We start from the raw sequence: 13,581 nt of genomic DNA, 5'->3' as shown, positions 1-13,581 counted from the left end.
CTAGTCTGGACGGCATGTCTGCGCCATTTCACTCTGCCCTGCTCGATGCGTTGAACCAGCGCGTTGTCATCGGCGACGGAGCCATGGGCACCATGTTGCAGGCCGCGGACCTCACGCTCGACGACTTCCTCGGGCTCGAAGGCTGCAACGAAATCCTCAACGACACCCGCCCTGACGTGCTGAAAGACATCCACCGCGCGTACTTCGAGGCCGGGGCCGACGCCGTCGAGACCAACACGTTCGGGTGCAACCTACCCAACCTCGCCGATTACGACATTTCGGACCGTATCCGTGAACTGGCCGAGAAGGGCACCCGGCTGGCGCGTGACGTGGCCGACGAGATGGGGCCCGGACGCGACGGCATGGGCCGCTTCGTCCTCGGCTCGATGGGACCGGGAACCAAGCTGCCGACGCTGGGCCACGCGCCGTTCGCGATCCTCCGCGACGCCTACGCGGAGGCAGCGATGGGCATGATCGACGGGGGAGCCGACGCGATCCTCGTCGAGACCTGCCAGGACCTGCTGCAGGTGAAGGCCGCCATCCTCGGCAGTCAGCGGGCGATGGAGACGCTGGGTTCGCGGCTGCCGATCATCACCCACGTCACGGTCGAGACCACCGGCACGATGCTCCTCGGCAGCGAGATCGGTGCCGCGCTGACCGCGCTCGAGCCGCTCGGTATCGACATGATCGGCCTCAACTGCGCGACCGGTCCCGCCGAGATGAGCGAACATCTCCGCCACCTGTCCAAGTACAGCTCCCTTCCGGTGTCGGTGATGCCCAACGCCGGACTGCCGCAGCTCGGCCCGAACGGCGCCGAGTACCCGCTCACCGCGGAGGAGCTCGCCGAGGCGCTCAGCGGCTTCGTCACCGAGTTCGGACTCGGTCTGGTCGGCGGCTGCTGCGGCACCACTCCCGAGCACATCCGGCAGGTGGCCGAAGCGGTCCGTCTGGTCGAGAAGGCCGAGCGGAACCCGGTTCACGAGTCGGGGACGTCCTCGCTGTACACGGCGGTGCCGTTCCAGCAGGACGCCAGCATCCTGATGATCGGTGAACGCACGAACACCAACGGCTCCAAGGCATTTCGCGAGGCGATGATCGCCGAGGACTACCAGAAGTGCCTCGACATCGCGAAGGACCAGACCCGCGACGGCGCCCACATGCTCGACCTCAACGTCGACTACGTCGGACGCGACGGTGCCGTCGACATGGCCGCCCTCGCGAGCCGGTTCGCGACGTCGTCGACGCTGCCGATCATGCTCGACTCCACCGAGCCCGCGGTCCTGCAGGCCGGACTCGAGCATCTCGGCGGCAGGTGCGCCGTGAACTCCGTCAACTACGAGGACGGCGACGGCCCGGACTCGCGGTTCCAGAAGATCATGCGGCTCGTCACGGAGCACGGCGCCGCCGTCGTCGCGCTGACCATCGACGAGGAGGGCCAGGCGCGCACTGCGGAGCACAAGGTCCGCATCGCCGAGCGCCTGCTCGACGACATCACCGCGAACTGGGGCCTCGACGAGTCCGACATCATCATCGACGCGCTGACGTTCCCGATCTCCACCGGTCAGGAAGAGGTCCGCCGCGACGGCATCGAAACGATCGAGGCGATCCGTGAGCTCAAGAAGCGGCATCCGCGGGTGCACTTCACCCTCGGCGTGTCCAACATCTCGTTCGGTCTCAACCCGGCGGCCCGGCAGGTCCTGAACTCGGTGTTCCTGCACGAGTGCACCGAGGCCGGCCTGGACACGGCCATCGTGCATGCGTCGAAGATCCTGCCGATGGCACGGATCCCCGACGAACAGCGGGAAACGGCACTCGACCTGGTCTACGACCGCCGCCGCGAGGGCTACGACCCGCTGCAGAAGCTGATGGAACTGTTCGAGGGCGTCTCCGCGGCGTCGGCGCGTGAATCCCGCGCCCAGGAACTGGCGGCGCTGCCGCTGTTCGAGCGGCTGGAACGGCGCATCGTCGACGGCGAACGCAACGGCCTCGACGACGACCTCACCGCCGCGATGGAGGAGAAGCCGCCACTCGCGATCATCAACGAGACCCTGTTGTCCGGTATGAAGACCGTCGGCGAACTCTTCGGATCCGGGCAGATGCAGTTGCCGTTCGTGCTGCAGTCGGCCGAGGTGATGAAGGCGGCCGTGGCGTACCTCGAACCGCACATGGAGGCCACCGACGAGGACGGCAAGGGCCGCATCGTCATCGCCACCGTGAAGGGCGACGTCCACGACATCGGCAAGAACCTCGTCGACATCATCCTGAGCAACAACGGGTACGACGTGGTGAACCTGGGCATCAAGCAGCCGATCGCGACGATCCTCGACGCGGCGATCGAGCAGAAGGCCGACGTCATCGGCATGTCGGGGCTGCTCGTGAAGTCGACCGTGGTGATGAAGGACAACCTGCAGGAACTCAACGCCAAGGGTGTCGCGGAGAAGTTCCCCGTCCTCCTCGGCGGCGCCGCGCTGACCCGTTCGTACGTGGAGAACGACCTGGCCGAGGTGTACGAGGGCGACGTCAGCTACGCGCGTGACGCGTTCGAGGGCCTGCACCGGATGGACGAGATCATGGCCGTCAAGCGTGGCGGCGGACCCGACCCGGACAGCCCGGAAGCGATCGCGGCCCGCGAGAAAGCGGCCGAACGCAAGGCACGCCACGAGCGGTCCAAGCGGATCGCGGAGAAGCGCAAGGCCGCCGAGACCCCGATCGAGGTGCCCGAGCGATCCGACGTGGCCACCGACATCGTGGTCCCGACCCCGCCGTTCTGGGGCAACCGGATCGTCAAGGGTGTGTCGCTGTCGGACTACTCGGGGCTGCTGGACGAGCGGGCCCTGTTCCTCGGGCAGTGGGGTCTGCGCGGGCAACGTTCCGGCGACGGTCCCACGTACGAGGAACTGGTGGAGACGGAAGGCCGCCCCCGCCTGCGGTACTGGCTGGACCGGCTGAGCACCGAGGGAATCCTCGCGCACGCCGCCGTCGTCTACGGCTACTTCCCCGCGGTGTCCGAGGGCGACGACGTGGTCGTGCTCACCGACCCGACACCCGACGCGGAGGAACGCTTCCGGTTCACGTTCCCGCGCCAGCACCGCGACCGCTTCCTGTGCGTCGCCGACTTCGTCCGGTCCCGCACCGAGGCGAAGGAGACCGGTCAGGTCGACGTGTTCCCGATGCAGCTCGTCACGATGGGGCAGCCGATCGCGGACTTCGCGAACGAGTTGTTCGCCGCCAACGCCTACCGCGACTACCTCGAGGTGCACGGTATCGGCGTGCAGCTGACGGAATCGCTGGCCGAGTACTGGCATCAACGGGTCCGCGAGGAACTCGTGCTGCCCGGCGGGCACAACGTGGCCGAGCAGGACCCGTCCGAGGTGTCCGGATTCTTCGACCTCGCCTACCGCGGTGCCCGGTACTCCTTCGGGTACGGCGCCTGCCCCAACCTGGAGGACCGCGCGAAGATGGTCGCCCTCCTCGAACCCGAACGGATCGGTGTGAAGTTGTCGGAGGAACTGCAGCTGCATCCCGAGCAGTCCACGGATGCGTTCGTGCTGCACCACCCCGAAGCGAAGTACTTCAATGTCTGATGCATTCGACGGTCTCGCAGGTGTTCTGTGGGACATGGACGGAACGCTGCTCGATTCCGAGAAGATGTGGGACGTCGCGGTCCGCGAGTTGTCGCTGCACCTCGGCGGTCCGATGACCGAGGAGACGCGGCTGAAGACGATCGGTGCGTCCAGCGCCAACGCTCTCGGCGTCATCTTCGACGCCCTCGGGCTCGACCGGGACCCGGCGGCGCTCGCCGAGGCCAAGGAATGGATGTTCACCCGCGTCGAGGAACTGTTCGGCGACGGGATCCCGTGGCGGCCGGGCGCCCACGACGCACTGCAGACCGTCCGGGCGCACGGCCTGAGGTCGGCACTGGTGACCAACACCGAGCGCCGCCTCACCGAGCGGGCACTCGAGACGCTCGGCAGGCACCACTTCGACCACTCGGTGTGCGGCGACGAGGTACCGGCAGGTAAACCGCATCCCGACCCGTATCTGCGGGGCGCGGCCCTGCTGGGGCTGGATCCGTCGCAGTGCCTCGCCATCGAGGACTCGCCCACAGGTGCGGCGTCCGCGCAGGCCGCGGGCTGCGTCGTCCTGGTCGTCCCGTGCGAGATCGCGGTGGCCGACGGCCCCGGGCGGGTGTTCCGGGACAGTCTCGAGGGCCTCACCGGTGCCGACCTCGCCGAGGTGTGGGCGCAGCGGAGTGGTGTCCGTCTCTAGGTAGTCTGGTTTCCCGTGGCTGTTCCGAAAATCGTGCTGTTCTACGTGTTCACTCCGCTCGCCGACCCGGAGGCGATACGGCTGTGGCAGTACACACTCGCCGAGGCGAACAACCTGACCGGACGGATCCTCGTCTCCGAGCACGGCATCAACGCGACGGTCGGCGGCGACATCCGCGACGTCAAGCGGTACGTGAAGGGGACCCGCAGCTACGCGCCGTTCAAGGACGCCGACATCAAGTGGTCGGACGGGCTCGGTGACGACTTCCCGCGGCTGAGCGTCAAGGTGCGGCCGGAGATCGTGACGTTCGGTGCGCCGGGCGAGCTGAAGGTGGACGCGGACGGCGTCGTCGGCGGCGGTACCCACCTGGCGCCCGACGAGGTGCACCGCCTGGTCGAGGGCCGCGGTGACGACGTCGTCTTCTTCGACGGGCGCAACGGTTTCGAGGCGGAGATCGGCCGATTCCGAGACGCCGTCGTGCCCGACGTGTCGACCACGCGCGAGTTCGTGCACGAACTCGACAGCGGCAAGTACGACCATCTCAAGGACAAGGCCGTCGTCACGTACTGCACCGGGGGAGTGCGGTGCGAGGTCCTGTCCTCGCTGATGCGCTCGCGCGGGTTCGGTGAGGTCTACCAACTGGACGGCGGAATCGTCCGCTACGGCGAGGCATTCGGCGACACGGGCCTGTGGGAGGGGTCGCTGTACGTCTTCGACAAGCGGATGAGCATCGAGTTCAGCGATCAGGCCAAGACCCTGGGGCGCTGCAGCACGTGCGGGGGTCCGACGTCCCGGTACGAGAATATGCCGGACGACCGGGGCCGCGAACTCGTGCTCGTCTGCGCCGACTGCACCGAGAACAGGGCGGGCTGAGGTGGCGGGGGCGCCCCTGCCGGTCCGCAACGGCCTCGGACCCGACCGCATCCGGATGCCGGCGGGCGTCGGCACGAAGACGGTCGCCGAATTCCTGGTCGAGACGTACCCGGACGAACGCGCGCACTGGCTGTCGCTGATCGACGGCGGGGAAGTCGTCGACGAACACGGCAGGGTGGTCGACCGAGGGACCCGTTATGCCCCGACCCGTTTCGTGTACTTCTACCGCGACCCCGCACCGGAGATCCCGGTTCCGTTCGAGATCGACATCCTGCACCGCGACGACCACCTCGTGGTTATCGACAAACCCCATTTCCTCGCGACCATCCCGCGGGGCGCGCACATCACCGAGACGGCGGTCGTGCGGCTGCGGCGGGCGCTCGACCTGCCCGACCTGACGCCGGCGCACCGGCTCGACCGGATGACGGCCGGCGTTCTGGTGTTCCTGATCAGGCGGGAAGACCGCAGGCCGTATCAGGAACTGTTCGTCTCCCAGCAGGTCACCAAGGAATACGAGGCCGTCGCCGGGCACGACCCCGCGCTCGCGTTTCCGCGCACCATCCGCAGTCGCATCGTCAAGGAACACGGGATCATGACGGCGACGGAGGAACCGGGCGAACCGAACAGTGAGACCGTCGTCGACCTGCTCGATACCCGCGACGGCCGCGCGCGGTACCGCCTGCTGCCGAAGACCGGCCGGACACACCAACTGCGGTTGCATATGTCGTCGCTGGGGTTGCCGATCGAGGGCGACAACTACTACCCGGACTTCCGGCGTTCCGAGCCTGGCGACTTCTCGACCCCGTTGCGGTTGCTGGCGCGGGCCATCGAGTTCACCGATCCCCGTTCGGGTGAGGTCCGCCGGTTCGAGAGTCGCCGCACACTCGGGTGGTGACCGGTTCGGAGAGGTCCGCGGCGGCGTGAAACAATGGGTCCTCGTGAAGACCTTCGAATCCCTGTTCGCCGAGCTGACCGAGCGTGCCGCTACCCGCCCCGAGGGGTCCGGCACCGTTGCCGCCTTGGACGCCGGCGTCCATTCGCAGGGAAAGAAGATTCTCGAAGAGGCGGGTGAGGTGTGGATCGCCGCCGAGCACGAGAGCGACGAGGCGCTCGCCGAGGAGATCTCTCAGCTGCTGTACTGGACGCAGGTGCTGATGGTGGGTAAGGGCCTGAAGCTCGAGGACGTCTACCGACATCTGTGATCGGTGATCGAGACTCCTCCACCCGCTCCCGAAAGGAACCCTCCGCCATGCTGCGCGTCGCAGTCCCCAACAAGGGCTCGCTGTCCGAGTCCGCCGCCGAAATCCTCAGCGAGGCCGGCTACCGTCGTCGCACCGACTCCCGCGACCTGACCGTCCTCGACCCGTCCAACCAGGTCGAGTTCTTCTTCCTGCGCCCCAAGGACATCGCGATCTACGTCGGTTCCGGTGAACTCGATCTCGGCATCACCGGCCGCGACCTCGCCCGCGACTCGGGTGCCCCGGTCGCCGAACGGCTGTCGCTCGGCTTCGGCCGCTCCACGTTCCGATACGCCGCCCCCGCGGGCAAGGACTGGACGGTCGAGGACCTCGCCGGGCTCCGGATCGCCACGTCCTACCCCAACCTGGTGCGTGACGACCTGTCCGCACGCGGCATCGAGGCCTCGGTCATCCGCCTCGACGGCGCCGTGGAGATCTCGATCCAGCTCGGCGTCGCCGACGCCATCGCCGACGTCGTCGGCTCCGGCCGCACGCTGCGCCAGCACAACCTGGTCGCGTTCGGCGACACCCTGTGCGACTCCGAGGGTGTGCTCATCGAGCGCGCCGGCTCGCCCGACGACGATTCCGCACGCAACCAGCTGGTCGAGCGGGTGCGCGGCATCGTGTTCGCGCAGCAGAACCTGATGCTCGACTACGACTGCCCCAAGACGATCCTCGACGACGCGTTGAAGATCACCCCGGGCCTCGAGTCGCCGACGCTGTCGCCGCTCGCCGACGAGAACTGGGTGGCGGTCCGGGCGATGGTCCCGATCAAGGGCCACAACGGAGTCATGGACGAACTCGCGGACCTCGGCGCCAAGGCCATCCTCGCGTCCAACATCCGGTCCTGCCGCGCACTCTGATCTTGCTCCACCGCAACACGATCCGCGTTCGCCCCGCCCGCAACACGATCCGCGCTCGCTCCGCTCAGGGGCGGGCGCGGACCTGTACGGTCTGGGCGATCCGGCCGACGGCGCCGGTCTCGTCGTAGAGCACGCCCGCGCACATGCCCACTCCGTCGGGTCCGATGGAGGTCTCGGAGCTGACCCCCACCCAGTCGCCCTCGGGGACCCGGAAGATGTGCACGGTGAGGTCGGTGTTGAGGAACGTCCAGTCTGCCGGGTCGAGTTTCGATCCCACGCCGTTGGCGATGTCCGCGATGGCGAACAGCCGCTCGAGCGGCGTCATGGTCTCGCCGAGAACCAGTGTGGGCCTCGGCTTCGCCCACAGCTTGCCCGGGCCCTCGCATCCCATCTCGGCGATCCACCGCCAGTCGAGGGTCGTCAGGTAGCCCGAATTCCAGGCCTCGCTGAACTTGCCGTCCCGCCCGGTGGACCGCGGTTCGAGTGGCGGGTCGACGACGTGGACGGCGTCGCTGGTGTCGACGGTCTCCATCCGCCAGGCCGAGCCCCGCGCCACGGCACGGGGCCGGTCGCCGACGGTCCACAATTCGGCGACCACCAGCTCCACCCGGCGTCCCGGTCGCTGCACCCAGGACCGGACCTCGAGCTCGGCGATCGGGATGGGACCGAGGATCTCGACCACGACCCGCGTGAGACGCACATCGTCGCGTGGGGCGCAGCGCTCGAGTGCTCGCACGAGCAGCGCGGACGGGGGAGCACCGTGCTGCATCGTCTCGGCCCACACGCTGATCGTCAGATCCGTGCTGTCGAACCGCTCGACGGTGATCTTCTGGTCCGAGTCCACTTCCGGCGCACTCAGTGCTTCCGAACCGAGTGGTACGTAATAGGACTCGGAACTCATTCGACAATCTCCTCGAAACCCGGTGCGTCTTCGGCGGGCCCCTCCGGCCATCCCGGGTAGGGAGGCGGCGTTCCACCGAACGAGGGGCACATGGACTTATGATCACACCAGTCGCAGAGCCGGCTCGGCTTGGGTCGGAAATCGCCGGTGACCCCGGCCGCCAGAATGGCCTTCCAGATCGCCGACAGCGTGCGCTCGAACCGCAGCAGTTCGTCCTCGTCGGGTGCGTAGGTGAGGACCGTGCCGGACGCGAGGTACAGCAGTCGTAACTGCGCGGGGACGATGCCGCGGGTGCGGAGCAGGACCAGCGCGTAGAACTTCATCTGGAACAGCGCCTTGGACTCGGACATCTCGCGGGGCGCACGGCCGGTCTTGTAGTCGACCACCCGCACCTCACCGGTGGGGGCGACATCGATGCGGTCGACGAATCCGCGGAGCAGCACCCCGTCGGCGAGTTCGGTCTCGACGCGCTGTTCGCACGATTCGGCCTCGAACCGGGTGGGATCCTCCAATTCGTAATAGGTGGTGACGAGGGAACGCGCCTCGTCGAGGAACGCGTCTCGCTCCTCGTCGGGGACCAGATCGATCAGGTCGGGGGCCTCGGCGAGGATGCGCTCCCAGGACGGGAGGATCAGATCGACCGCCTTCTGCGGAACGCGTTCGGCCGCGGGCAGCCCGAACAGGGTCTCCAGTGCGGCGTGCACGACCGTGCCCTTCACCTGTGCGCGCGACGGCGCCTCGGGAAGCCGGTCGACCGCGCGGAAACGGTAGAGGAGCGGGCACTGCTTGAAGTCGCCGGCGCGGGACGGTGACAGGGCGGGGCGCCTGCGGGTGGCCGAAGTGTCGCCGGGCTGTGACGGGGAACCCTTTGTGACGGGGGCTGGCGACTCTGAGATGCTCACACCTGGCAGGGTAGGCCCCCGGTCCGACAGTCGAGTCGGGGCGCGGTGTGGGCGTCGGACGGCGCCGGACGAACAGGCTGAGGAGTCGGTGACGATGGTGGGACGCGAAACGCGACCGAGCGGACCGTTTCGGGTGGGCGATCGAGTCCAGTTGACGGACGCCAAGGGCCGGCACTACACGGTCAACCTGGAGGCCGGCAAGGAGTTCCACACCCACCGCGGCGGCATCCTGCACGACGACCTGATCGGCACCGACGAGGGCAGCGTGGTCAAGTCGACCAACGGCACCCCATATCTCGCGCTGCGTCCGCTGCTCGTCGACTACATCCTGTCGATGCCCCGCGGGGCGCAGGTCATCTACCCGAAGGACGCCGCGCAGATCGTGCACGAGGGCGACGTCTTCCCCGGCGCCCGCGTGCTCGAGGCCGGTGCCGGCTCGGGTGCCCTGACGTGCTCACTGCTGCGGGCGGTCGGTCCGGAAGGCCGGGTCATCTCGTACGAGGTGCGCGACGACCACGCCGAACACGCGGTCCGGAACGTCGAGACTTTCTTCGGGGAACGCCCCGAGAACTGGGATCTGACCATCGCCGACGTTGCCGAGTTCGACGCCGACGCGGCGGGCGGTCAGGTCGACCGGGTGGTCCTCGACATGCTGGCCCCCTGGGACGCGCTGCCCGCGGTGTCCAAGGCGCTGGTTCCCGGCGGTGTGCTCATCGTCTACGTCGCCACTGTGACGCAGCTCTCGAAGGTGGTCGAGGCGATGCGCGAGCAGGAGTGCTGGACCGAACCGCGGTCCTGGGAATCGATCGTTCGCGGGTGGCACGTCGTCGGGCTGGCCGTGCGCCCGGAACACCGGATGCAGGGCCACACCGCGTTCCTGGTGAGCGCCCGGCGTCTCGCTGAAGGAACCGTCACCCCCAAGCCGCAGCGCCGGTCGGGCAAGGGCTGAGACACGCCTTCGGCGGCGACCGGAGAGGGCGCCGCCGAAGGAGGGAAAGCTAGCTGCAGCCGGCGCGTGCCATGCCCAGCAGGGTGCACGTGCTCTCGTCCGACACCTTCCAGGTGCCGTCGACGTTCTCCCACGTCCACGCGGTCGGAGCGGCCGTGCCGTGCGGGCTGACGATCGCGACGTTCGCCGTCGCGGTATCGCCCTCTACCTGCACATCCGTGACGGTGAAGGACACCGGGTAGTTGGCCATCGCCGCCGTCATGGCCTCGAGGTTCGGGCGGCGTTCGTCGCCGTCGACGACCACGACGGTCTTCTCGTCGACCGGTCGGGCGGGGTCCACGAGGACCTGGAGCGTACCGAGCAGTTCGTCCGACGTGGGCGCGGCAACCGCCTCGCCTGCCGCGGACGACGTGGCCGCGGACGTCGCTGCCGCGGTGTCGGAAGCGTCGTCGGACGAGCAGGCCGACATCCCGAGCGCGAAGACCACCGCGCCGACGGCAACCACGGACCTACCGATGAAGGATGTTCCGTTCAGGGGCTTGCGGATTATCACGACGAACCCTTTCGTTACACAGAAGAGAGAGAAACTGCTCGACAGGTAGGTAAGGCTAACATGAGAGGTTCGGTGGCCCAGGGCGTCACGTATGCCGATTCGCAATCGGCAGAATCCGTGTCACGGCGCAGAATTCGGGCAGTGCCGGTAGCGTTGATAGATCTCATTGGGAGGAGACGCACATGAGCTCGACAGAGAACCCCGATTCGGTTGCGGCCGCACGAGAGCTCGAGGCGTTGCGCGCAGAGGCGTCGGCACTGCGCAGGCAGCTCGCGGAGTCGCCGGAACAGCTTCGTGAGATGGAATCGCGAGTGGATTCGCTGTCCATCCGGAACACCAAGCTGATGGACACCCTCAAGGAGGCCCGTCAGCAGCTCATCGCCCTTCGAGAAGAGGTCGATCGCCTCGGCCAGCCGCCGAGCGGGTACGGCGTGCTGCTCGGAGTGCACGACGATCAGACCGTGGACGTGTTCACCTCCGGGCGCAAGATGCGGTTGACCTGCTCCCCGAACGTCGACGCCGAGACCCTCAAGCTCGGCCAGACCGTGCGCCTCAACGAGGCCCTCACGATCGTGGAAGCGGGCAACTTCGAGCGTGTGGGTGAGATCAGCACGTTGCGCGAGGTCCTCGACGACGGTCAGCGCGCCCTCGTGGTCGGCCATGCCGACGAGGAGCGGATCGTGTGGCTGGCCGAACCCCTCGCCACCGTGTACGAGGACAGCGAGAGGGAGTCGATCGCGTACGACGCGGAATCGCCCACCCGCAAACTACGGCCGGGCGACTCCCTCCTCGTCGACACCAAGGCCGGGTACGCGTTCGAGCGGATCCCCAAGGCCGAGGTCGAAGATCTGGTCCTCGAAGAGGTTCCCGACGTGCACTACGACGACATCGGCGGCCTCGGACGGCAGATCGAGCAGATCCGCGACGCCGTCGAGTTGCCGTTCCTCCACAAAGACCTGTTCCACGAATACGAGCTGCGGCCACCGAAGGGTGTGCTCCTCTACGGTCCGCCCGGGTGCGGTAAGACGCTCATCGCCAAGGCGGTCGCCAACTCGCTCGCGAAGAAGATCGCGGAGGCGCGGGGGCAGGACAGCAAGGAAGCCAAGTCCTACTTCCTCAACATCAAGGGCCCCGAGCTGCTGAACAAGTTCGTCGGCGAGACCGAGCGGCACATCCGGCTGATCTTCCAGCGGGCCCGGGAGAAGGCGTCCGAGGGCACCCCGGTGATCGTGTTCTTCGACGAGATGGATTCGATCTTCCGCACCCGCGGATCGGGTGTCTCCTCCGACGTCGAGACCACCGTCGTGCCGCAGCTGCTCAGTGAGATCGACGGTGTCGAAGGACTCGAGAACGTCATCGTGATCGGCGCATCCAACCGCGAGGACATGATCGACCCCGCGATCCTGCGTCCCGGCCGCCTCGACGTGAAGATCAAGATCGAACGCCCCGACGCGGAGTCGGCACAGGACATCTTCTCGAAGTACCTCGTCGAGACGCTGCCGGTGCACAGCGACGACATCGCGGAGTTCGGCGGCGACCGCACGGCCTGCATCCGGGTGATGATCGAACGGGTCGTCGACCGCATGTACGCCGAGAGCGAGGAGAACCGCTTCCTCGAGGTCACGTACGCCAACGGCGACAAGGAGGTCCTGTACTTCAAGGACTTCAACTCCGGTGCGATGATCCAGAACATCGTCGACCGCGCCAAGAAGTACGCGATCAAGTCGGTGCTCGACACCGGTGCCCCGGGTCTGCGGGTCCAGCACCTGTTCGACTCCATCGTCGACGAGTTCTCGGAGAACGAGGACCTGCCGAACACCACCAACCCCGACGACTGGGCCCGGATCTCGGGCAAGAAGGGTGAGCGGATCGTCTACATCCGCACGCTGGTCACCGGTAAGAACGCGAGCGCGAGCCGCGCCATCGACACCGAATCCAACACGGGCCAGTACCTGTAGGCCGTCCGGCATCACCTGCGCGGCGGGAACCCGAACACGGTTCCCGCCGCGCAGGCGTCTGCGTCAGCGGTCCCGTGTGACGAGGTAGTCCTCGAGGAGCGCCCGGGTGTCCGGAACGAACGGCCACTGCGGGTCGTGCAGATGCGTCACCAGTTCGTGGGGCGTCCACCACCAGCCCGACGCGATCTCGCTGGCCTGGTGGACGATCGGCCCGTCCCAGTGCGTCTCGTAGGCGTATAGGTGGCAGCGCAGCCGCAAACCCCGCCAGTGCCCGTCCCACGCCACCCTCGCGATGGGGGTGAGGCCCACTCCGGTGATGCCCAGTTCCTCCGCCAGCTCCCGGCTCGCGGCCTCCTCCGGGGTCTCCCCGGGATCGACCACCCCGCCCGCCAGGCAGTCGTGATGTCCGGCGAACACCGTCTTCGTGTCCGAGCGTCGGTGGACGTAGAGGCGCTTCCCGTCGCCGGACCGGACGAGGACGCCGGCACTCGCGTGCCACAGCCCCTCGGCGTAGACGCGGGAACGCGCAGCGGACCCCACCGGTCGTCCCGCACTGTCGAACACCGCCACCACTTCGTCCGTGCCGGGTGGGGTGTTCGGTGCGGAATCCATGTGTCGATCCTGCCAGCACCCCGGCGGACGTCGGTACTGTCGAGGTCGGTTGCTCGTTCCGGTGCCGAAGGGGTGAGAGGTCATGGCGTTGCCGCGTTCGGTCGCCCGATTCAACCGGGTCGTCACCAATCAGGTGAGCCGTCACGTCGCGACGATCCTGCCCGGGTTCGCCATGGTCGAGCACCGGGGCCGCAGGTCGGGCAAGCCCTATCGCACACCCGTCAACGTGTTCGTCGTGGACGGCCGCTACCGGTTCGCCCTGACGTACGGTGCGCAGAGCGACTGGGTGCGAAACGTGGTGGCGGCGGGCGGATGCACCATCGTGACGCGGCGCCGGACGGTACACCTGACCGACCCGAGCGTCGTCACCGACAGCACCCACTCCTGGGCTCCCGCCGGGGTCCGCACGGTACTCCGGGCGATCTCGGCGGACCAGTACCTGGAGTGCTCGCCGGACTAGTCG

13 protein-coding genes are annotated in these 13,581 nt (G+C 67.7%); 9 read left to right on the top strand and 4 right to left on the bottom strand.

What is annotated here, in order from left to right; all coding sequences use genetic code 11:
• Nucleotides 1-14 precede the first annotated feature (14 nt).
• Genes metH through hisG form a run of 6 tightly spaced genes read left to right on the top strand, consistent with a single transcriptional unit; the run spans nt 15 to nt 7,243 of the window.
• Nucleotides 15-3,584 carry a methionine synthase gene (gene metH, locus RHA1_RS04100; protein ID WP_011594083.1) on the top strand — a complete coding sequence of 1,190 codons (3,570 nt, stop codon included), beginning with the start codon at nt 15-17 and terminating at the stop codon, nt 3,582-3,584.
• Nucleotides 3,577-4,269: an HAD family hydrolase gene (locus tag RHA1_RS04095; RefSeq protein ID WP_011594082.1), complete on the top strand. Its 693-nt coding sequence runs from the start codon at nt 3,577-3,579 to the stop codon at nt 4,267-4,269. Before metH ends, RHA1_RS04095 begins: the two co-directional genes overlap by 8 nt.
• 15 nt (nt 4,270-4,284) lie before the next feature.
• Complete coding sequence (trhO, locus tag RHA1_RS04090; protein ID WP_011594081.1) at nt 4,285-5,142, top strand: oxygen-dependent tRNA uridine(34) hydroxylase TrhO; 858 nt, start codon at nt 4,285-4,287, stop codon at nt 5,140-5,142.
• A 1-nt stretch (nt 5,143) separates the two neighbouring features.
• Entirely contained in the window at nt 5,144-6,037 is an 894-nt protein-coding gene (locus tag RHA1_RS04085) for a pseudouridine synthase (protein ID WP_009473528.1), read from the top strand.
• 25 nt (nt 6,038-6,062) lie between these two features.
• Nucleotides 6,063-6,344, top strand: coding sequence for a phosphoribosyl-ATP diphosphatase (locus RHA1_RS04080; protein ID WP_009473527.1), 282 nt, complete (start codon nt 6,063-6,065; stop codon nt 6,342-6,344).
• A gap of 47 nt (nt 6,345-6,391) precedes the next feature.
• Nucleotides 6,392-7,243, top strand: coding sequence for an ATP phosphoribosyltransferase (gene hisG / locus RHA1_RS04075; RefSeq protein ID WP_011594080.1), 852 nt, complete (start codon nt 6,392-6,394; stop codon nt 7,241-7,243).
• A gap of 64 nt (nt 7,244-7,307) precedes the next feature.
• Here hisG and RHA1_RS04070 read toward each other — a convergent pair whose 3' ends face one another.
• Both RHA1_RS04070 and RHA1_RS04065 read right to left on the bottom strand, forming a co-directional pair.
• The gene (locus RHA1_RS04070) at nt 7,308-8,144 is read right to left on the bottom strand and encodes a thioesterase family protein (RefSeq protein WP_009473525.1); all 837 of its coding nucleotides are present in this window, start codon (nt 8,142-8,144) and stop codon (nt 7,308-7,310) included.
• Nucleotides 8,141-9,046, bottom strand: a complete 906-nt coding sequence (locus tag RHA1_RS04065; protein WP_011594079.1) for a RecB family exonuclease — start codon at nt 9,044-9,046, stop codon at nt 8,141-8,143. Before RHA1_RS04065 ends, RHA1_RS04070 begins: the two co-directional genes overlap by 4 nt.
• 94 nt (nt 9,047-9,140) lie before the next feature.
• Between RHA1_RS04065 and RHA1_RS04060 the strand changes: the two genes are divergently transcribed.
• Complete coding sequence (locus RHA1_RS04060) at nt 9,141-9,995, top strand: tRNA (adenine-N1)-methyltransferase (protein ID WP_009473523.1); 855 nt, start codon at nt 9,141-9,143, stop codon at nt 9,993-9,995.
• 49 nt (nt 9,996-10,044) lie between these two features.
• On the opposite strand, the gene RHA1_RS04055 is transcribed toward RHA1_RS04060, so the two are convergent.
• The gene (locus tag RHA1_RS04055; RefSeq protein ID WP_009473522.1) at nt 10,045-10,548 is read right to left on the bottom strand and encodes a WKL family lipoprotein; all 504 of its coding nucleotides are present in this window, start codon (nt 10,546-10,548) and stop codon (nt 10,045-10,047) included.
• Nucleotides 10,549-10,730: 182 nt separating this feature from the next.
• On the opposite strand from RHA1_RS04055, the gene arc reads away from it, so the two are divergent.
• Nucleotides 10,731-12,506 carry a proteasome ATPase gene (gene arc, locus RHA1_RS04050; RefSeq protein WP_009473521.1) on the top strand — a complete coding sequence of 592 codons (1,776 nt, stop codon included), beginning with the start codon at nt 10,731-10,733 and terminating at the stop codon, nt 12,504-12,506.
• Between the two features lie 63 nt (nt 12,507-12,569).
• Here arc and RHA1_RS04045 read toward each other — a convergent pair whose 3' ends face one another.
• A complete protein-coding gene (locus RHA1_RS04045) occupies nt 12,570-13,118 on the bottom strand; it encodes an NUDIX domain-containing protein (protein WP_009473520.1) in 549 nt (182 codons plus the stop codon).
• Between the two features lie 82 nt (nt 13,119-13,200).
• On the opposite strand from RHA1_RS04045, the gene RHA1_RS04040 reads away from it, so the two are divergent.
• Nucleotides 13,201-13,578 carry a nitroreductase family deazaflavin-dependent oxidoreductase gene (locus RHA1_RS04040; RefSeq protein WP_011594078.1) on the top strand — a complete coding sequence of 126 codons (378 nt, stop codon included), beginning with the start codon at nt 13,201-13,203 and terminating at the stop codon, nt 13,576-13,578.
• Nucleotides 13,579-13,581: the final 3 nt, after the last annotated feature.

This window comes from Rhodococcus jostii RHA1 (assembly GCF_000014565.1).
GTDB lineage: Bacteria > Actinomycetota > Actinomycetes > Mycobacteriales > Mycobacteriaceae > Rhodococcus_F > Rhodococcus_F jostii_A.
The sequence above is the reverse complement of the archived record's forward strand: the minus strand, read 5'-3'. Positions and strand labels throughout refer to the sequence as shown.

Coding starts and splice junctions, on each gene's coding strand:
- RHA1_RS04045 (WP_009473520.1), bottom strand. CDS start 13,118: ATGGATTCCGCACCGAACACCCCACCCGGCACGGACGAAGTGGTGGCG.
- RHA1_RS04060 (WP_009473523.1), top strand. CDS start 9,141: ATGGTGGGACGCGAAACGCGACCGAGCGGACCGTTTCGGGTGGGCGAT.
- arc (WP_009473521.1), top strand. CDS start 10,731: ATGAGCTCGACAGAGAACCCCGATTCGGTTGCGGCCGCACGAGAGCTC.
- RHA1_RS04040 (WP_011594078.1), top strand. CDS start 13,201: ATGGCGTTGCCGCGTTCGGTCGCCCGATTCAACCGGGTCGTCACCAAT.
- hisG (WP_011594080.1), top strand. CDS start 6,392: ATGCTGCGCGTCGCAGTCCCCAACAAGGGCTCGCTGTCCGAGTCCGCC.
- RHA1_RS04070 (WP_009473525.1), bottom strand. CDS start 8,144: ATGAGTTCCGAGTCCTATTACGTACCACTCGGTTCGGAAGCACTGAGT.
- metH (WP_011594083.1), top strand. CDS start 15: ATGTCTGCGCCATTTCACTCTGCCCTGCTCGATGCGTTGAACCAGCGC.
- RHA1_RS04095 (WP_011594082.1), top strand. CDS start 3,577: ATGTCTGATGCATTCGACGGTCTCGCAGGTGTTCTGTGGGACATGGAC.